The sequence below is a fragment of the Streptomyces sp. NPDC031466 genome, from assembly GCF_055581265.1.
Genome location: NZ_JBVIJT010000004.1, coordinates 182,461 through 201,322, shown reverse-complemented (window position 1 = coordinate 201,322; position 18,862 = coordinate 182,461). Strand labels below are relative to the sequence as shown.

Here is an 18,862-nt window from a genome sequence, read left to right as displayed (position 1 = left end):
GTGGGGGTGGGGGCGTATCAGCCCAGCGCCCGCAGGAGTTGGCGCTCGCGCTCGCCGCTGAGGCCTGCCCGGCGGGGCCGGTCAAGTCCCTGCTCCCGCTCCCAACGCAGGGTGTCCGCCAGCAGCTGTGCCCGGGGGCGGTGCCGCAGGCCCGCCGCGCTCGCCGCGGCGCCCTCGCGGGCCCCGAAGCCGGTCCAGTCCGGGTCGGCCAACCAGAGCGCCAGGGACTCCGGGCCCATGGCCTGGACCACGTCCTGTCCGACCAGCCAGGCGTCGTCGGCCTCCCGCACGGGGCCGGTGTGCCCGCCGATCCGGCGCGACAGCGCGATCCATTCCCCGAGCGGCACGATCGGGCCGACCGCGTCGTACGTTCCGGTCGTCCCCTTCTCCGCACAGTGAAGCAGCCATGCCGCGAGGTCGCGCGCATCGACCAGCTGCGTCGGAACGTCGGCGGAAGCCGGCACCAGAAGTGGTGCCAGCGGCTCGCGGGCCGCGCGGGCCACCCAGTAGCCGGAGCGTCCGCTGTGGTCACCGGGACCGCCGATCATCCCTGCCCGCGCCACGAGGAGCCGGCCTCCCGTCACGGCCGCCGAGGCCTCCTCGCAGGCCACCTTGGCCCGACCGAACTCCTCCTGGCCGACCTCGTCCCGCGTGGCCGCCGGGAGCAGTTCGGCCGACTCGTCCGCGTGCGGCCGCGCATGGGAGGCGTACGCGCTGACCGACGACACGTACGTCCAGTGGCCCACCCGTTCGCCCAGCCGCGCCAGTGCCCTGCGGACGAAGCCCGGCTGCCACGACACCTCGACCACGGCGTCCCAGTCCTCGCCCGCCACCTCGTCGTACGCCGCCGGGTCACGCCGGTCCGCGGCGACCAGCACCGCGCCCTCGGCCACGCCGCCGCTCTCCCCACGGGCCAGACAGGTGACCCGATGCCCGCGTTCCAGTGCCTGCCGCGAGATCTCGCGGCCCACCCACGCCGTTCCGCCCAACACCAAGATCTTCATCAGCGCACTCAAGCACGGAACGCGCACCGCGGTGTCCCCGCTTCGCTGAGGGCAGAGGTCCGCTCGCCGCACGGAGCCGCGCCCGCCGCGCCGATGAATGTCTGGGGGCGTGGCCGGTCTACAGAGGCATGAAGACCCGCACACTTGAGACAGCCGGCGCGGACCTCGTCCACCCCGGACGGCCCGGCGGCCGTGCGGCCGCAGGCCGATCCCGCCGCTTTCGGGATGCCCGCCGAGGACGACGGATCGCGTGACGACCCGCTGCTGTCCGACCGCTCATGGGCGGTCAGCGCCTACCGGCCGGACGCCGAGGCGATCGCCGCCGCGCCGACCCGCGTCGCGACCGCCGAGCTGCTCGGACAGCGGGCGACCGTGTTCCCGAGCCAGCACGGCGGCTTCTGCGACGGGGAGTTCGGATATCCGGGGAAACCGGACGAGTTCGCGCGGCGACTGCGGGAGGTGCTGGACGGAGCGGGGCCGCAAGACCGTGGCCGCCCGGGCGTTGACTCCGGCCCTGACATGCGCTCGACCCCTGGCGTCCGGGACAGCCGGGCGCGACGCGGGTCGGGCAGCGTCCGGTGGCCCCGGCGTCCCGGCCGGGACGTGATGGGCCTACAGTGAATCGTCCCTGGCAGGCCGCCCGCCAGGCGCGGCGTGGCCTGCTGGGAAGGAAACTGACCGTGTTTCGGAAATTCGCTCATCTTGTCTGTGTGAAGCGCCGATCGCGGGGCAGATGATGCCCGCAGGCACCCCCAGGAAACCAGTGGAAGAGAGGACCCGGACATGGCCACCATGGCGGTCACGGAGCAGGCTCACGCACGTGCAGTGGACAAGGTCGCCGAGCGTGCGTACGTGGACCCGTCGTCGGTGGCGCCGAAGGACGCGCGGGCGATTTCCCGGCGTTTCTTCGACCGGCTGGGTGAGCTGGAGGAGGGTACGCACGAGTACCAGTACGTGCGCAACTGCCTGATCGAGATGAACCTGTCCCTGGTGCAGTACGCGGCCTCGCGTTTCAAGCACCGCGGTGCGCAGGAGATGGAGGACATCGTCCAGGTCGGCACGATCGGCCTGATCAAGGCGATCGACCGGTTCGAGCTGACCCGCGAGGTGGAGTTCACCTCCTTCGCCGTGCCGTACATCACCGGTGAGATCAAGCGGTTCTTCCGCGACACGAGCTGGGCCGTCCACGTGCCGCGCCGCCTGCAGGAAGCGCGCATCGAACTGTCCAAGGCGACCGAGGAACTGCGCACACGCCTGGGCCGTACGCCCTCCACGGCGGAACTCGCCGAGCTGATGCAGCTCACCCCCGCCGAGGTCGCCGAGGCACAGCGGGCCTCCAACGGCTACACGTCCGTCTCGCTGGACGCGGCCATCGGCAAGGACGACGAGTCCGACACCGCCCTGGCCGACTTCGTCGGAGTGGAGGAAGAGCGCTTCGAGCTGGTCGACAACTTCCACACCCTGGCACCGCTCATCGCCGAACTCGACGAACGCGACCGCCAGGTCATCCACATGCGCTTCGTCGAGGAGAGGACGCAGGCACAGATCGGCGAAATCCTTGGCTGCTCGCAGATGCACGTCTCCCGGCTCATCAGCAGGATCGTCGCCCGGCTCCGCACCGGCCTGACCACCGACTGACATCCCGCCCGGTGGGCTACGCGGGGCCCCGGTCGGAGGCCGGCCACACGTACGGCAGGTCGTCGGGGACCCCGGGGAAGAGCACGGAGTAGAACTCAGGGGCCTTGCGCACCAGCGCCGAGCGATGGCTTCGGTGGAAGGCGGGGTCCCCCAGCCAGTAAGGCAGCTCGCCGGCGTCGGCGAGCTGCTTCTGCGTGCGTACGGTGGTGGCCTCCGGGCGGTGCCGGGCGAAGTCCGTGCGGAGCGTGGCGGCACAGGTGTCGGCGCGGCCCTCGGCCACCCACACCGCGCACACGTCCAGGCCGTAGCGGACCAGGGCCTCCTCGTACCCGAGCCACATCCGGACCGCGGGGTGGTGGCGCCAGCCGTAGCCGGGCACGGTCAGCCCGCGCAGCACCTGGAGGGCCTCGACCCGCTGCTTGCCCAGACGGGCCTGATCCAGGACATCGGCGGAGCGCGTGAAGTCGGAGTACGGGAGAAAGGTCTGCACCCCCGCATGCCTACCGCGGCGGGGGCATGCGCATACGGTGACCCGTCCGGGTGGCCTAGGGCAAAGACGTGCCGCGGGCCGTGACCCACAAGGCGTACCACTCCTCGTGGGTGAGGTCGGGTTCGCGGGCGACCGCGTCCCGGCAGGCGCGCAGCCGTTCGGGGCGGCTGGTGCCGATGACGGGGGCGATCCGGGCGGGGTGGCGTTGGAGCCACCACAGCAGGACCGTCTCCGGGGTGGTCTGCTTGCGCTCGGCCAGGCCGGCGAGGAGACGGGCGGTCGGTGAGTCGGCGGCGCCGGTGTAGTGGCCCTTGGCGAGGGCTCCCCAGGCCTGGAGCTGGATCTTGTGGGCGTGGCAGTACTCGACGGTGCCGTGCGGGAAGCCGTTCGCCGCCGCGGCCGGGGTGTTCACCAGGACGCCCGCCTCGACCCAGTCGCGGCTGCGCAGGCTCATCTCCAGCTGGTTGGCGACCAGCGGAACATCGACGTACGCCTGGAGGTGGGCGATCTGCGGCGCGCTCATGTTCGACACGCCGAAGCAGCGCACCAGCCCCTGCCCGTGCAGGGACGCGAACGCCTTGGCGATGTCCTCGGGGTCGGTCAGCGGGTCGGGCCGGTGCAGCAGCAGGACGTCGATCACGTCGGTGCGCAGCCGGGTGAGGCTCTCCTCCACGCGCCGGACGATGCTGGGCCCGCGCAGGTCGTACATGCCGGGCAGGTCGCCGTCGGCCGGGCGGATGCCGCACTTGGTCTGCACGACGATGCGCCGCCGCAGGTCGGGGGCGCGGGCGAGCAGTTCGCCGAAGACCGCCTCGGACTTGCCGTGCCGGTAGATGTCGGCGTGGTCGAAGGTGGTGATGCCGATGTCCAGCGCGGTCTGCACGGCGGTCTCGGCCTGGGCGATGTCCGCGGCCGTGTAAGGAGCGGTGTCCCAGGTGCCGCCGAGCCCCATGCACCCGTACAGCGGCCGCCCGGGGGCGGGCACGTCGGTCTGCGCAGTCATGTCTCTCCCTCGCTTCACGCCTGTAGTGCGGCTGTCACGCCTGTAGTGCGGCTGCCAGCATCTCTGCTGCGGCGAGCACCGGCAGCTGGGTGTTGGCCGCCGGTACCGTCCTCAGGATCGAGGCGTCCACGACCCGCAGATCGCGGATGCCATGCACCCTTCCCTCCCCGTCGACCACCGCGTCCGGGTCGTCCGGCCCGCCCATGGCGCAGGTGCCGACGGGATGCCAGTACGTCCCTACCCGGCTTCGCAGTTCGTGATCCGGGAGGTCGCGGAGAGAGGGGCCGGGGGCCGGTTCCGCCAGGGACTTCAGCGGCGCGGTGGCGGCCAGCTCCTCGGCCGCCCGGATGCCCGAACGGAGCACGGCGACGTCGTGGCCCTCGGGGTCCGTGAGGAAGGCGGGCTCAATGTCCAGGGCCGCGGTGGGCTCGGCCGAACGCAGCCGGACCCGGCCGCGCGACCTGGGCTTCATCAGGAAGGCGGAGATGCCCGCCTCGTACTGACCGGACGGCAGCGAGCCGAACAGGGGCGGGCCCGCGGTGGGGTTGATGTGCAGGTCCCAGGAGCCCGGCGGGCAGTACGGGCTCGCCGCCCTGATCAGCATCCGGCTCACGTACAGCTCACCGCGGGCCTGCTTCGCGGCCAGGTGCTCGTTCAGCTCGGCCGTCGGGCGCAGCGGCAGGAAGACGCCGGGCTGGTCGATGAGGTTCGCGCCGACGCCCGGCAGGTCCAGGACCGGCCGCACACCGCTGCGCGCCAGTTCGGCGGCGGGCCCGATCCCGCTGCGGAGCAGCACGGCCGGTGACCCGAACGTGCCGCAGGCCACCAGACAGGTGTCGGCGCGCAGGGTCACGCGCCCGTGCCGTGTGCCGACGTCGGCGCCGTGCACCCGTCCCGCGCGGACGGCCAGCCGGTCCACGGTGGCCTCGGCCAGGATCGTCAGGTTGGGCCGTGCGCGCGCCTCGCCCAGATAGGCGAAGGCGGCGTTGTGCCGGACGCCGTCGACGGCGTTGAGCAGCGGAGTGCCGTAGCCGAGGCCGCCGGGGGCGGCCATGTCCACCTCCCGGTGCCCGAGTTCGCGGGCGGCCGCCAGCGCAGCGTGGCTCCACGCGGAGAACTCGCGCTCCGGTACCCGCCGCATCCCCATCTGCCGCTCCGCCCTCTGGCGGAAGGGCTCCATCGCGTCGGCCGTCCACCGCGGGCCGCCCGCCCGCGCCCACTCGGCGTGGTCCGCCTGGGAGCCCCAGGTGTTCCAGCAGCCGTTGACGCAGGACGAACCGCCGAGGACGCGGGCGCGAATGCGGTGGACGGCGGTGCGCCGCTCCCACACGTCGTCGCGAGGCAGGGCACGCGCGTCGAGCACCTTCGACGGCCAGTCGCGTTGTCGCGGGCCGTAGTCGCGGCCGGCCTCCACCAGGCAGACCGAGCGGCCGGGGTCCTCGCTCAGGCGGGCCGCGAGGACACAGCCCGCCACTCCTCCGCCGAGCACGACGACGTCGTACCCCTTCGCGGGAGCCGCGCCCGTCATGCCCGGCCCTCGTCCGCGGCGGGCGCGTCGCATGCGCCGGGCGCCAAGCGGTCCTCCACTGCGGCAGCCCTGGCGAGGAGTTGGTCCCGGCGGATGACATCGGTGCCGGTGGCGGGCACGGTGCAGGCGTGGGCACCGGCGACGGAGCCGTACAGGGCGCAGCGCGGGGGCGGCTCACCGGCCAGCAGACCGAAGAGGTAACCGGCGGCGAAGGCGTCGCCCGCTCCGTTGGAGTCCACCACCGGCGCCGGGGGCGCCACGGCCGGGACGTGGGTGAGGCGGCCGCCGGCCAGGAGGTACGCGCCCGCCGCCCCGGCCGTGGCGACCACCACCTCGGCACGGCCCCGCGCGGCGATCCGCCGCATGGTCCGCTCCGGGTCGGCCAGCTTGGCCGTCGACAGGAACACCAGGTCGGCCTGGTGGGCGAAGGCCTCGTGGTAGGGCTCGGCGCCGTCCCAGTCGTGCAGATCGGTCGAGATGGACACCCCCGCCGCCCGCAGTACGGGCAGGGCGTGGGCGCAGGGCTGGGTGAGGGAGACGTGCGCGTGCCGGCTTGCCCCGGCGAGGGCCCCCACCGTGGCGGGCGGCAGTCGGTCGGCCTCGTGCGAGCGGGTGTTGTCGTACAGCGAGAGGCGCCGGCCGTCGGGGGCCACGAGGTTCACCGCCCGCTTGGTCCCCGCGGCCAGCGGCACCTCGGTGAGCGGGATGCCCCGGTCGCGGTGCAGCGCGCGCACCAACTCGCCCGGGTGGTCGTCGCCGACGACGTCGATGTGGTGCGTCCGCAGCCCCAGCGCCTGGACGCCCATCGCCACGAAGTCGCCGGTCTGCCCGGCCCGCATGTCGATGGAGGGGACCATGTAGCTGTCGGCGAAGGGCAGCGGCAGTTCGGGGACGTACACGATCGTGTCCACCCCGGCACCCCCCAGGACGAGCACGTCGATGTCAGTGGGCACAGATCCTCCTGGGCGGGGGGCCGGTGGGGCTCGGCCGGGCTGGTCCACCCCGACCGGAGTGCAGTCAAGCACGACGGCCGATCTCGATGGAAGAGGTTGTGCAATTTACTGGCAGAAATTGCAAGAGGGGCGCCCCGACAGCCCTGCAAGGTGGGCATGTACGTCGTGAGTCGAGGGTTGGAGGTCGCAACTCGCCTGACTTATGGGGCAGTTCGCCCAGAGCGTGTGGTTGACCCGCCAAGAAGCCGCGCCTAGGGTCCCCTTGCAAATACTTTCCGCAATCCAGCAGGAGCGCCTGCCCGGTTGCTCCGACGACCCCGAAGGAGCGCACCCGTGAACCCGGCCCGCTTAAGATCCGCAGCCGTACTGGCCCTTGCGCCACTGGCCGCCCTCCTGCCCGTGACCCACCCCACCGCCGACGCCGCGCCCGCCCCGCCGCCACCCTCCGACGCCGTGCTCGCCGCGCAGCCCACCCGGCACGACCTCACCCGCGAGCAGTTCTACCTGGTGATGCCCGACCGCTTCGCCAACGGTGACCGCGGCAACGACCGGGGAGGGCTGACCGGAGGACGGGAAGGCACCGGCTTCGACCCGAAGGACCCCGCCTTCTTCAACGGCGGCGACCTCAAGGGCATCACCGGGAAACTCGACTACATCAAAGGGCTCGGCACCACGGCGATCTGGCTGACCCCGGTCTTTGAGAACCTGCCCGTGCAGGAGCGGGGCGGGCACCTGGCCGCCAACTACCACGGGTACGCCATCACCGACTTCACCCGCGTCGACCCGCACTTCGGCACCGACGAGGACCTGACCGACCTCATCGACAAGGCCCACGCCAAAGGCATGAAGGTCTTCTTCGACGTCGTCACCAACCACACGGCGGACATCGTCCACTTCGCCGAGAACACCTACGACTACCGGTCGAAGGGCGCCCACCCCTATCTGGACCCCGAGGGCCGCCCCTTCGACGACAGCGCGGGCATGCGCCCCGTGGACCGGGACAGCTTCCCCTACACCCCGCGGATCGAGGACGCCGACCGGCACGCCCGGACACCCGCCTGGCTCAACGACCCCACCATGTACCACAACCGCGGCGAATCCGCCTTCGCCGGGGAGAGCGGCCTCAACGGCGACTTCATGGGCAACGACGACCTGTGGACCGAACGCCCCGAAGTCGTCGAGGGCATGAAGCGCATCTACGAGCGCTGGGTCGGGGACTTCGGCATCGACGGCTTCCGCGTGGACACCGCGAAGAACGTCAACATGGAGTTCTGGACCGAATGGGCCCGCGCACTCGACGCCTACGCGGCCGGCAAGGGAAACCGCGACTTCCTCATCTTCGCCGAGGCCTTCTCCGCGGACCCCGCCATCACCGCCCCCTACGTGACGCGCGGCGGCCTCGACGCCACCCTCGACTTCCCCTTCCAGGCCATCGCGCGCAACTCCGCCTCGCGCGCGGGCCCGCCCGGCGACCTGTCCCGCCTCTACGCCCAGGACTACCGCTACACCACCGGCAAGGCCAACGCCTACGAACAGGTCACCTTCCTCGGCAGCCACGACATGGGCCGCATCGGCGGCATGATCGCCCAGGACAACCCCGGCGCGGGCGACGCGGAACTGCTGCGCCGCGACCGCCTCGCCCACGAGCTGATGTTCCTCGGCCGCGGCAACCGCGTCGTCTACGCGGGCGACGAGCAGGGCTTCACCGGCGCCGGCGGTGACAACGCCGCCCGCCAGCCGCTGTTCGCCACCGACGCCCCGGCCTACCGCGACGACGACCAGATCGGCACCCGCCGCACCCACGCGCAGGACGCCTACGACCCCGGGCACCCCCTGTACCGGGCCATCGCCCGCCTCTCCGACCTCACCCGGCGCCATCCGGCCCTGCGCGACGGCGTCTTCACCGAGCGGTACGCGGGCCCCGCCGACCAACCCGGCGTGTACGCGTACTCCCGTACGGACCCCAAAAGGCGCGTCGAGTACGTCGTGGCGCACAACAACGCCACCGAGGCGAAGACCGTGCGCATCCCCACCGGAGCCGCGCACCGGCGCTACACCCCGCTGTACGGCACGGTCGGCACCCGGCCGAGGAGCGGCGCCGACCGGCACCTCACCGTCACCGTCCCCGCCCTCTCCTCCCTGGTGCTGAAGGCCGACAGGCCGCTGCCCGGGCCGCACGCACGGCCCCACGTCACGCTGCGCGCACCGGAGAAGGGCGCCACCGGCACCGTCGAGCTGACCGCGGACGTCGACGGCGGCGAGCTGAACCGGGTCGTCTTCGCCGCCCAGCAGGGGACGGGCCCCTGGCAGGTGCTCGGCACCGCCGACCACGCCCCCCACAAGGTCACCCAGCAGCTCGACGCCGCACTGCCCGAGGGCACCGAGCTGCGCTACAAGGCGGTGGTCGTGGACAGCCGGGGCCGCACGGCGCACTCCCTCGCCACCAGCACCGCGGGCCGCACACCGCCACCCGCCCCGCCTGTCCTCGAACGCGCCTACGCCGTCGTGCACTATCAACGGCCCGACGGCGACTACGACGGCTGGCGGCTGCGGATCGGCACCGGCGGCGCGCATGCCGCCTTCACCGGCCGGGACGCCTACGGGGCCTTCGCCTGGGTCAAACTCGCCGAGGGCGCCACGACGTTCACGTACACCGTCGAGAAGGACGGCGCGACCGACGGCCCCGCGCGATCCGTCGACCTGAGCCGCACCGGCGAGGTGTGGATCACCGCGGGGGACGACGGCCAGCGCGAACAGCGGCCGGACGGCGCGTATCCGCCGACGGACGGCTCCACGGCGGTCCTGCACTACCACCGGCCGGACGGCGACTACGAAGGCTGGGGCCTGCACGTGTGGGACGGCGCCGCCAAGCCGTCCGACTGGGACGTCCCCGTACGGCCGACGCGCAGCGACGCCTTCGGACTCGTCTTCGAGGTGAAGCTGCGGCCCGGCGCGCGCAGCCTCAGCCACGCCTTCCACAAGGACGACGAGAAGGACGTACCCGAGGATGAGGCCCTCGACATCGCCCTCTACGGCAACGAGGTGTGGCGGGTCGCGGGCGAGCCGGCGTACCTGACACCGGCACTCGGCGGAGCGCTCGGCCTCGACCTGTCGGCGGCCCGGGTCCGATGGCTCGACGAGGACACCGTCGTATGGCCCGCCGGCGGCGCGGGAGTCGCCTCGCGCCAGCTCGTCTACGCGCCCGGGGGCGGCATCACCCTGCGGGACGGCGTGCTCTCCGACGAAGGGCACTGGCTGCGCCTGCGCCCCGCCGAAGCCCGGGCGGCGCGGCGGCACCGGCTCGCGGCGGGGGAGACGGCCCTCACCGTCGACCCGCGCGACCGGGACTGGATCCCCGACGCCCGGCGCGCCCGGCAGCTCCTGGCCACCGAGCGCGCCGCCGACGGAGCGCTCATCGGTGCCACGAGCGTGCGCTGACCCCTGAAGCGGGGTGGGGGAGGGCGTCCTACGAGGAGGCGAACACGGCCGTCAGGTCGTGGGCGCCTTCCACCACCCCGCGGATCGGGATGTCCCGTGTGGCGGGCAGCGTCCCCAGCAGGTCATCGGCCAGACACGCGTTGCGCGGCCGGGACGCGTAACGGCTCCCGGCCCTCGGTACGGGCACCACCAGATCGGCCGGCAGGCCAAGGCTCCGGGCGATCACGGTGGCCCACTCGGCACGGCTCACCCGGTCCGGACCGCCCAGATGCAGCACCGGCGGGAGCGGGGTCACACAGGTCAGCAGCGCGGCCACCACCTCCGCCACGTCCTCGACGTGCACCGGGGTCGTCCACTGGTCGTCGGGGGCCTCGACGCGCTCCCCGGCACGCAGCCGATGGGCGCAGGCGGCGAAGTAGTTGAGCCACTTGCCGGCGTCGGCGGGCTCGTGGCCGTAGACGAGGCTCACGCGCAGGGCGATCGCGTCGGCGGCGCGGGCCAGCAGCAGTTCCTCGGCACGGTGTTTGGCACGGCCGTAGGCGTTCGCCGGGGAGACGGGCGTGGCCTCGGTGTTGTGGGGCGACGTACCGTCGAAGACGTTGTCCGTGGAGATCATGACGATGCGGGCGCGCCCGCCGAGGCCGGCGAAGGCGGCCGCGACCGAGGAGTGCGCGAGGTCCGCCTCCGCGGGGTGCGCCTCGCACCAGGTGACGTCCGAAGGGCCGTGCACGAGGACGATCCGGCGCGGCCGCAGCCGAGCCACCAGACGCCCGCAGGCTCGCGCGTCGGTGGCGTCCAGGGCGGCCCAGCGCGCCCCGTACTCCTCCGGCGGATCGGTGGGGCGGCCGCGCGAGACGAGGGTGACCGCGTCGCCGGCGGCCATCAGGCGGCGGGCGATGCCCGTGCCGACGAAGCCGCTCCCGACGACGAGCGTGGACACGCCCCTCACCGCGCGCCCCCCTCGGTCCGGCCCGGGTGGCGGGCGGCCAGCAGGCGGCCCACGCCGATCAGGCCGTGGTCGTCGTCGGACGCGCCGAGCGTGACCATGGCGTCGATCCGCTCCTGGGTCAGCCCGAAGCAGCCCTGCCGCGCCAACTCCGCGACCAGGAGCCGCCGGTAGCGCTCCCCGACGGCCAGCGCGAAGCCGCCCACGATGATGTAGCGGCACACACCCACCGCGGCGAAGACGGCGCCGATGGCCTGGGCGAGGGGGACGAGGGCGGCGCGCAGCACACGGGTGGAGAAGGCGTCGCCCTCGGCCAGCGCCTTGGCGAGGGCCGGGTTCCCGATGGGGCCCCCGCTCAGCTCCGCGAGGCGGGAGCGGGCGAACCCGTCCGGGTCGGCGGCCGCCGCGCGCCGCGCCGCGGCGAGGACGCCCCGGCCCGAGGCGACGGCACCGAGGTGGCCGCGGCCGCCGCAGTCGCACAGCGGCGCGTCGGGGGAGAGGTCGCACACCCAGTGGCCCAGCTCACCGCCGTGGCCGGCGGGGTCGAGCAGCACATCGCCGTCCCGGAAGACCTTGTTGCCGATGCCGGAACTGACGGTCAGCAGGCAGAACGGAGCCGGTTCCGAGGCCGCGTAGCGCCAGGCGGCCGCCGTCAGATCGTTGACGACGGTGACCGGTGTGCCGAGCCGCTCGATGAGCAGCCGGGCGAGCGGCAGCGGGTCCCCGCGCCGCCCCCACACCGTCGGCGCCGCGAGGACCAGACCGTCGGCGGAGATCGGGCCCGCGAATGCGACCCCGACCGGTCGCGCGGGCCGGCCGGCCGCGTGCCGGGCCACCTCGCGCACGATCTGCTCCACCACCCGCTCCTGGAGCACGGGCACGGGGGCGTGCGGGTCACGGGCCATGCCGTCGACGGGAATCCGGCGCACGTGCGACAGCTCGCCGGTGGCGGGCGTGTACGTACCCACCCGCAGTGTCGTGCCGCCGACGTCGACGACGGTGTGGGCGGGGTCAGCCGTGGTCGTGGCCGTGGGCACGGAGTTCCTCCTCGAAGACCAGCAGGCGCAGGTCGGTGTCGTGGTCGTTGAGCAGCCCGTGCTCGCCGTGGGGCCGGTTGACGACGACGTCCCCGGGACCCACCCGGAACTCCTCGCCGTCCCGGTACATCAGGCCGTGCCCGGCGAGCACCACATACGTCTCGTGGTCGGCGCCGTGCCGGTGGCGGCCGATGGAGGTGCCGGGCGGCAGCACGGCGAGGTCGATGAAGTCCGCGCCGGGGCCGCCGGGTCCGCGGGCGAAGACGCGGTGCGCCAGGATCGTGCCGATCCCGCCGTGGTCGTGTTCCTTGCCGACCAGCAGGTCGCGCAGGTTCGGTATGTGTCTTTCCGTCATCGCGCCCCGCCCTCCGGGCCGGTGAGGGGAGCGGCGGCTCCCTCGTCCGGGGAGGTGCGTGGGGCGCGGGCGGCCCGGGTGGCGAGCGCGTCGAGGGCCGCGCGCAGGGTCTCCTGCGGGACGTCCTCCAGCTCGTCGACGAAGCCCGCCTTGCCCACCCCGGTGGGCACGACCAGGTGGAGCTTGCGGCCCCGGCGCTGCCAGGACGCCCACAGCGCCTGCGTCATCCGGTCGGGCGTGCAGGTCGCGGCGTCGTGGACGGGCAGGCCGATCCGTTCCAGGAGCGTGACGATCCGCTCGCAGGTCTGCGCGTCCACGAGACCGAGGAGCCGGGCGAGGTGGGCGGAGAGCGCCATGTCGACGGCGACCGCCTCGCCGTGTTCGAGGCGGTGGCCGCCGGCCGTCTCGATGACGGGGCTGAAGGTGTGGCCGAAGTCGACCAGCCGTGCGAGTTCCTTCTCGCGCAGGTTGGGGCAGAGCTCCTCCATCATCAGCCGCATCGACGTGCGGATGACGTACGTCTCCAGCTCCGCGCCGGCCGAGTGCCCGGGGCGCCGGAAGACGTCCGGGTGCCGCTCCAGGGTGCGGAACAGGTCGCCGTCGAGGATCACCGCCATCTTCACGATCTCGGCGAGACCGCAGCGGATCTCGCGGGCGGGCAGGGTGGCCAGGAGCGCGGGGTCGTTCAGGGAGGCGTGGGCCGGGTGGTAGGCGCCGAACATGTTCTTCGTGTGCAGGCCGTTGACCCCCGTCTTCACGCCGACACCGACGTCGACCTGGCCCACCAGGGTGGTGTTGACCTTGATGTACCGGATGCCCCGGGAGTACATGGACGCGGCGAATCCGACGATGTCCGCGACGATGCCGCCGCCGACCGCCAGCATCACGCCGTGCCGGTCGAGCCCGGCCGTCTTGGCGGTCGCGCACACCCTCTCGGCCGAGGTGAGCGACTTGTTGTGCTCCCCCGAGGGGATCGGGTGGACGCTCCAGCTGCCGGGCTCCAGGTGCGCGCCCAGATAGGCGCGCACCTGCTGTCCGTAGAGGCGGTCGACCGTCGGCCCGACGAAGGCCACCACACGCCGCCCCTCCAAGTAGTGGGCGAGCAGCGGGTTGTCCGGGTGGAAGACCCCGTCGGTGACGTCGACCCGGTAGCCGGTGCCGTCCGGTGCGTGCAGGTCGAAGCCCCCGGCGTCCTCACGGACACCCGCGGCCTCGGCAAGAACCTGGCCTGCCATCTCTCTCCTCGGTCTTCGTTCGGTTCAGCTGTTCGGATCGTCGTTCGGGCCGCTGCCCCGGACCGACGACGGCGTCGTCGACCGGGTCCCGGGTGGCGCGGTGGCGGTGCGCGGAGGAGCGGCCAGGCCGGCGAACACGCCGGTGACCGTGCGCAGCACAGGTGAGGCGGGCAGCTCCTCCAGCGGGACGGGCCGTCCGTCCGCGTCCGCCACCGGCAGCCGCCAGTTGGGGTGCACCACGGAGGTGCCGGGCAGGTTCTGCGGGCGGCGGTCGCCCGTCGCGTCCGGCAGCCACACCCCGAGCAGCAGGGCCGGGGTGAGCGGCAGGAACCGGTGCAGGGCGGCCACCTCACCGTCCGGCGAGGGCAGCAGGCCGAGCCGTGTCAGCTCCGCGAGCCAGCCGTCGCGCTCCGCGGCGGCCGCCGCCTTCTCGTCCTGGACGGGGCGGGTCAACAGGCCGAGCCGCTCCCGCAGTTCGACGTGTTCCCCGGAGAGCCAGGCCGCGGTGGTCGGCAGGTCGTGGGTGGTGAGCGTGGCGAGGCAGTTCGCCCGCCACCGGTCGGGCGGCAGCGGACCGTGCCGGCCCTCGCTGCCGCCGAGATACTCGAACCGCTGCACCGAGGTGCCGAGGATCCCGCGCCCGGCCAACTCCTCGCGCACGCCTCGCTCCACCGTGCCGAGGTCCTCGCCGATGACGCTCGCACCCGCGCGGTACGCCTCCAGGGTGAGCACACCCAGCATGGCCCGCGCGTCATACCGTACGTATGTGCCCTCGGCCGGCGGGCGCCCCTCGGGCACCCACCAGAGCCGGAACAGGCCCATCACATGGTCGACGCGCAGTGCTCCCGCGTGCCGCAGCCCCGCGCGCAGCAGTTCCGCGAAGGGCCGGTAGCCCTCGGCGGCGAGCGCGTCGGGACGCCAGGGCGGCAGCCCCCAGTCCTGGCCGAGCGGGTTGAAGTCGTCCGGCGGAGCGCCGACGCTCATCCCCGTGGCCAGACAGTGCCGCAGGGCCCAGGCGTCGGCACCGCCCGGAGCGACCCCGACGGCCAGGTCGTGGACCAGGCCGATCTCCATCCCCGCGTCCGTCGCCGCCTGCTGTGCGGCGGCGAGCTGCTCGTCGGTGATCCAGGCCAGCCAGCGGTGGAACGCCACGCTCTGAGCGTGCTCCCGGCGGGCCCGCGCCACGGCGGGCGAACGCGCGTCGCGCAACTCCACCGGCCAGCACCGCCAGTCGGCGCCGTGCACCTCGGCCAGCGCACACCAGGTGGCGAAGTCGGTGAGACCTTGCCCCTCACGCGCGGTGAAGGCGGCGAAGGCGGCCGCGCGGCCGGGGGAGAGCGGCACCGCGTGCACGGCGCGCAGCGCCCGGTGCTTCAGGTCGCGGACCGCCTCCCGGTCGATGAGCGAACCGCCTTCGAGCACCACGTCGTTGAGCGCGCGGGCCCGGACGGCCAGGGCGTGCACGAGGTCACGTCCCGCCGGGTCCAGGTACGCGTACTCCGGCACGGCCTCCACCCGCACGTGCATCGGATCGGGGAAGCGGCGCGAACTGGGGCGGTACGGCGACGGATCCGGCAGCGGCCCCGGCACAGCCGCGTGCAGCGGACCGAGCTGGACGAAGCCGGCGCCGAGCTCCCGCCCCGACCAGGCGGCCAGTTCCGCGAGGTCCGCCAGGTCGCCCATGCCCCAGGAACGGCGGGAGAGCACGGAGTACAGCTGCACGAGGAAACCCCACGAGCGGCGCTCGGGCACGGCCACACGGTCGGGCACGGCGAGCAGCGGGGCCTGGGCCTCCCGCTCACCCACGCGTACCCGCAGGATGTGGTGGCCCGGCGGCAGCGCGTCGGCCGGGGAGGCGGTCCCGCCGCCCTCCAGCTCCACCTCGGCGACGCCCTGGGCGGGCGGTATCAGGCCCTTGCCCGCCTCCGCCACGACACAGGGCGGCAGCAGCCGTTCCGCCCGCACCCGCCGGTGGAGGTCCAGGGCCGCACGCGCCGCCTGCGGGGTGGTGGCGTCCACCCCGCAGGCGCCGAGGACGGCGACGAGGGTGTCGGCCGGGACCGCGACCCGCCGTCCCCGGTCGGTGGCGTACTCGGTCGCGACGCCATGGGCGCGCGCGAGTTCACGGAGCGCGTCAGCCATGGGTGGCCTCACCGAGCGCCGGCAGCGGGGAGACCGTAGGGGCGAAGACGCGTTCGAGGACCGCCGCGACGCCGTCCTCGTCGTTGCCCGGCGCCGTCTCGTCGGCCATGGCCCGCAGCTGCGGGTGCCCGTTGGCGACCGCCACGCCGTGCCCCGCCCAGGCGAGCAGCGGAATGTCGTTGGGCATGTCGCCGAAGGCGATGGTGTCGGCCCCCGTGAAGCCGAGGAGCCGCGCCGCCCGGGCCACGCCCGCGCCCTTGGTGACGCCGGGCGGCAGCACCTCCACCATGCCCTGGACCGAGTGCACCACGGACACCGCGTCACCGCACAACTCCCGTACGGTGGCCGCCACATCGTCCTCGGGGACCCGCGGGTGATGCAGCACCAGCTTGTCGATGGGGGAGTCCCACAGCAGCGCGCGGTCGGCGGTGACGTCCCAGCCGTGACGGACGCGTTCCCCGAACCGGGGAGTGACCTTGAAGCGGCTCTCGGGCGCTGCCGTGACCACGCCGAGTTCCAGGGTGCCGAGCACCGCCTCGGCGCGCTCCACCACGTCGCGGGCCAGCTCCCGGTCGAGCGGGGCGGAGTCGAGCAGCCGGTCGGCGGCGGCGTCGTAGAGCTGGGCGCCCTGTCCGCAGACGGCGAGGCCCCGGTAACCGAGCACGGCCAGGAACTCCTTGCAGGCCGTCGCGGGCCGCCCGGTGACGACCAGGTGGTGCGCCCCCGCCCGCGCGACCAGGTCGAGGGCCCGGCGCGTGCGCTTGGAGACGGTCAGGTCGCTGCGGAGCAAGGTGCCGTCCAGATCCGTGGCGACGACACGGAACGGCGGCTCGGGCACCGGCACGGTGTCCCAGGTGACGCGTCCCGACCTCGACGTCAGCATCAGCACCATGTCCTGGCCCGGCGGCGGCCCGCCCACATGCCCCCGGAAGACTCCGTCGCCGACCGGTTCGAGACTCACGAGCGCGGCCCCGCCGGCGGGCACGGGTTCGTCGGAGGCCAGGGCCTCACCGACGGACTCACCCGCGCGGGAGCGCTCCGCGAGGGCGGCACGGGAAGTCGTGTGGGCGGTGTCCACGCCCTGGGCGGCGACCACCTCCACCCGTTCGAGCCCCGGGTGACGGTATGTCACCGTCAGCGTGCCGTCCGGGGCGCGCGCGATCCAGGAGCGGTCGCGGAGCAGGTCCAGCAGGTCCGGGCGCACCGCGGCACGGGCCACCTGGGCACAGCGGACGAAGTCGGCACGGGCGTGCGCGGCCTCGAAGAGGCGCTGATACGCGGCCGCGTCCAGCGGGGCGACCCGCTCGTAGGCCCCGACGTCCCCCCGTTCGGCGGCGCCGCGCGCGATGAGGTCACGGTGTTCGGCCCAGGCGTCGTCGGAGAGCCGGTCGAACCAGCCGTACCGGATCGCCTCCTCGTCGGGGAAGCACACCGACTCGCCCCGCAGCAGGGTCGCGAAGGCCGCGAGCCGGCGCTCGGCGGCCCGCTCCCAGGTGAACGACCTCGCCACGTGGCGGGCGTTCTCCGAGAGACGGGCGTAGGCGCGCGGCTCCCGACGGAACAGGGCGGCCGCTTCCCTGATGCGCTCGGCCAGTTCTCGGGCCAGCGCCGGATCGTCGTCGCGGAACGAGCCGCGTACGGCGAACCCGGTCGCCGCCGGGTCCGTGAGCGGCAGCGTGTGCAGGAAGTGCGCGGTGACCTGCTGAGCCGTGCCGATCGGCACCGCCCCGCACGCCATGGCCTCCGCCTGGGCGATGAGGAAGCCGTCCAGCTCGAACTTGGAGGGGTAGACGCAGAAGTCCGCGCAGGCGGCCTGCGTGAAGAGGGTCTCCTCGTCGGCGAGGCGCCAGTCGAGGTGGACCTGGCCGGGATGGCGGTCGGCGACGCGCTGGAAGTACGCGTTGGCGGCGCCCGCCGGTTCCTGACCGCCCCGGCTCAGCGAGAAGCGGATGACGAAGCTGATCCCGGGGTCGGTGGCGAGGACCTCCTCGATCGCCCGCATCAGCTCCAACTGGCCCTTGTGGTGCACCGCGTAGCGCGCCGCGTGGTAGAAGACGGGGCGCGCGGGATCGAGGCCGAGCGAGCGCAGCACCGCGTCGCGGTCGACGGCGGCCGGGTCGCGGGCCAGCCAGCTCTCGGCGATGCCGCACCCGCCGAGCAGCAGCTTGTGGGCCTGCTCGCGCAATTGCCGGGAGACCGGCAGCTGCTGGAAGAGCGCCTCCATGGGGGTGTCACGGAAGGTGCTGTAGTACGCGCGCTGCCCGGCAGACACGAAGTCGACGAGGTCGGCCTCGGCGGCGATCAGCGGGAAGAGCCCGACGTGGTCGGGGCCGTACTCGTCGTGCATACGGGTCCCGGCAAGGGCCCGCGCCATCACCGCCGTGGCGCTGCCCTCGGCGGGCGGCGGCGCGTCGAGCGCGTCGAGGTCGACGCGGTCGCGGACCCCGAACAGTTCGAGCAGCCGCTCCACCTGCGGCCGGTAGAGCTTCTGCGTGACGGGGCCGTTGGCCGCGACCGTGACGGCGGTGCGCAGCTGTGCCTTTGCGCCGAGCACCGGCGGCAGCAGCCAGGCGTAGTACGGCTCGAAGCCGTGCACGACGGCCCCCTCCTCGCCGACCAGCTCATCGAGGAAGCGCAACGCGTCCACCTGGAACACCAGCGGCTTGAAGTGCGCCAGGTCGCGCCCGACCGCACTCGGCGGCGGATAGAGGCGGTCCGGGAGCAGATCCAGCTGGGCGTTGGACAGGAAGTACACGTCGACGCCGTGCAGCCGCAGCCGGTGCGCACGCGTGGTCAGGTCGAGGGAGAGTTCGCCCGGGCGGACCGGCCACGCCTTCGGATCCAGGACCAGCGGCACGGTGTGCGCCCGGCGGTAGGACGTCTCCTCGATGGCGAAGTCCTCCCGCAGGGCGTCCAGGAGACCGTGCGCCGGGGTGATCACCGAGACGCGGTGGCCGCGCGCCGCGTAGGCACGCGACAGGTTCCACACGAGCGGTGACAGGCCGCCGCGCATCAGGCGGTGGTCGAAACCGCCGCACTCGAAGGAGACATGGATGATGTGCACGGTGGAAGCGCTCCCTCACTGTGCGGGCA

13 protein-coding genes and 1 pseudogene are annotated in these 18,862 nt (G+C 73.6%); 3 read left to right on the top strand and 11 right to left on the bottom strand.

Features of this window, described 5'->3' with window-relative positions:
• Window positions 1-17 precede the first annotated feature (17 nt).
• Window positions 18-1,004, bottom strand: coding sequence for an NAD-dependent epimerase/dehydratase family protein (locus ACZ5GP_RS09705; protein WP_468750311.1), 987 nt, complete (start codon window positions 1,002-1,004; stop codon window positions 18-20).
• Window positions 1,005-1,154: 150 nt separating this feature from the next.
• Between ACZ5GP_RS09705 and ACZ5GP_RS09700 the strand changes: the two are divergent.
• Together ACZ5GP_RS09700 and ACZ5GP_RS09695 are read left to right on the top strand one after the other, a co-directional pair.
• Window positions 1,155-1,478: pseudogene (locus ACZ5GP_RS09700) on the top strand (alpha/beta fold hydrolase); the annotation flags it as partial.
• Window positions 1,479-1,796: 318 nt separating this feature from the next.
• On the top strand, window positions 1,797-2,642 hold the full coding sequence (locus ACZ5GP_RS09695) for an RNA polymerase sigma factor SigF (protein ID WP_468750718.1): 846 nt from the start codon (window positions 1,797-1,799) through the stop codon (window positions 2,640-2,642).
• 16 nt (window positions 2,643-2,658) lie between these two features.
• Here ACZ5GP_RS09695 and ACZ5GP_RS09690 read toward each other — a convergent pair whose 3' ends face one another.
• From ACZ5GP_RS09690 to ACZ5GP_RS09675, 4 genes are read right to left on the bottom strand one after another with little or no spacing between them, the layout of a single operon-like run.
• Window positions 2,659-3,132, bottom strand: coding sequence for an MSMEG_6728 family protein (locus ACZ5GP_RS09690; RefSeq protein WP_468750310.1), 474 nt, complete (start codon window positions 3,130-3,132; stop codon window positions 2,659-2,661).
• A 55-nt stretch (window positions 3,133-3,187) separates the two neighbouring features.
• Complete coding sequence (locus tag ACZ5GP_RS09685; protein ID WP_468750309.1) at window positions 3,188-4,135, bottom strand: aldo/keto reductase; 948 nt, start codon at window positions 4,133-4,135, stop codon at window positions 3,188-3,190.
• 34 nt (window positions 4,136-4,169) lie between these two features.
• Complete coding sequence (locus tag ACZ5GP_RS09680) at window positions 4,170-5,663, bottom strand: GMC family oxidoreductase (protein ID WP_468750308.1); 1,494 nt, start codon at window positions 5,661-5,663, stop codon at window positions 4,170-4,172.
• Window positions 5,660-6,616, bottom strand: coding sequence for a PfkB family carbohydrate kinase (locus tag ACZ5GP_RS09675; protein WP_468750307.1), 957 nt, complete (start codon window positions 6,614-6,616; stop codon window positions 5,660-5,662). The genes ACZ5GP_RS09680 and ACZ5GP_RS09675 overlap by 4 nt, the downstream gene beginning before the upstream one ends.
• A gap of 333 nt (window positions 6,617-6,949) precedes the next feature.
• On the opposite strand from ACZ5GP_RS09675, the gene ACZ5GP_RS09670 reads away from it, so the two are divergent.
• Window positions 6,950-10,054: an alpha-amylase family glycosyl hydrolase gene (locus ACZ5GP_RS09670; protein WP_468750306.1), complete on the top strand. Its 3,105-nt coding sequence runs from the start codon at window positions 6,950-6,952 to the stop codon at window positions 10,052-10,054.
• A gap of 28 nt (window positions 10,055-10,082) precedes the next feature.
• Here ACZ5GP_RS09670 and ACZ5GP_RS09665 read toward each other — a convergent pair whose 3' ends face one another.
• The 6 genes from ACZ5GP_RS09665 to ACZ5GP_RS09640 are packed head-to-tail and all read right to left on the bottom strand — an operon-like array spanning window position 10,083 to window position 18,833.
• The gene (locus ACZ5GP_RS09665) at window positions 10,083-10,994 is read right to left on the bottom strand and encodes an SDR family oxidoreductase (RefSeq protein ID WP_468750305.1); all 912 of its coding nucleotides are present in this window, start codon (window positions 10,992-10,994) and stop codon (window positions 10,083-10,085) included.
• Window positions 10,995-10,999: 5 nt separating this feature from the next.
• Window positions 11,000-12,037, bottom strand: a complete 1,038-nt coding sequence (locus ACZ5GP_RS09660; protein WP_468750304.1) for an ROK family protein — start codon at window positions 12,035-12,037, stop codon at window positions 11,000-11,002.
• Complete coding sequence (locus ACZ5GP_RS09655; RefSeq protein WP_468750303.1) at window positions 12,012-12,392, bottom strand: cupin domain-containing protein; 381 nt, start codon at window positions 12,390-12,392, stop codon at window positions 12,012-12,014. Before ACZ5GP_RS09655 ends, ACZ5GP_RS09660 begins: the two co-directional genes overlap by 26 nt.
• A complete protein-coding gene (locus ACZ5GP_RS09650; protein ID WP_468750302.1) occupies window positions 12,389-13,627 on the bottom strand; it encodes a sedoheptulose 7-phosphate cyclase in 1,239 nt (412 codons plus the stop codon). Before ACZ5GP_RS09650 ends, ACZ5GP_RS09655 begins: the two co-directional genes overlap by 4 nt.
• Before the next feature lie 24 nt (window positions 13,628-13,651).
• Entirely contained in the window at window positions 13,652-15,769 is a 2,118-nt protein-coding gene (malQ, locus tag ACZ5GP_RS09645; RefSeq protein WP_468750301.1) for a 4-alpha-glucanotransferase, read from the bottom strand.
• Window positions 15,762-18,833, bottom strand: a complete 3,072-nt coding sequence (locus ACZ5GP_RS09640; protein WP_468750300.1) for an HAD-IIB family hydrolase — start codon at window positions 18,831-18,833, stop codon at window positions 15,762-15,764. The genes malQ and ACZ5GP_RS09640 overlap by 8 nt, the downstream gene beginning before the upstream one ends.
• Between the last annotated feature and the right edge of the window lie 29 nt (window positions 18,834-18,862).

Coding starts and splice junctions, on each gene's coding strand:
- ACZ5GP_RS09680 (WP_468750308.1), bottom strand. CDS start 5,663: ATGACGGGCGCGGCTCCCGCGAAGGGGTACGACGTCGTCGTGCTCGGC.
- ACZ5GP_RS09685 (WP_468750309.1), bottom strand. CDS start 4,135: ATGACTGCGCAGACCGACGTGCCCGCCCCCGGGCGGCCGCTGTACGGG.
- ACZ5GP_RS09695 (WP_468750718.1), top strand. CDS start 1,797: ATGGCGGTCACGGAGCAGGCTCACGCACGTGCAGTGGACAAGGTCGCC.
- ACZ5GP_RS09705 (WP_468750311.1), bottom strand. CDS start 1,004: ATGAAGATCTTGGTGTTGGGCGGAACGGCGTGGGTGGGCCGCGAGATC.
- ACZ5GP_RS09650 (WP_468750302.1), bottom strand. CDS start 13,627: ATGGCAGGCCAGGTTCTTGCCGAGGCCGCGGGTGTCCGTGAGGACGCC.
- malQ (WP_468750301.1), bottom strand. CDS start 15,769: ATGGCTGACGCGCTCCGTGAACTCGCGCGCGCCCATGGCGTCGCGACC.
- ACZ5GP_RS09655 (WP_468750303.1), bottom strand. CDS start 12,392: ATGACGGAAAGACACATACCGAACCTGCGCGACCTGCTGGTCGGCAAG.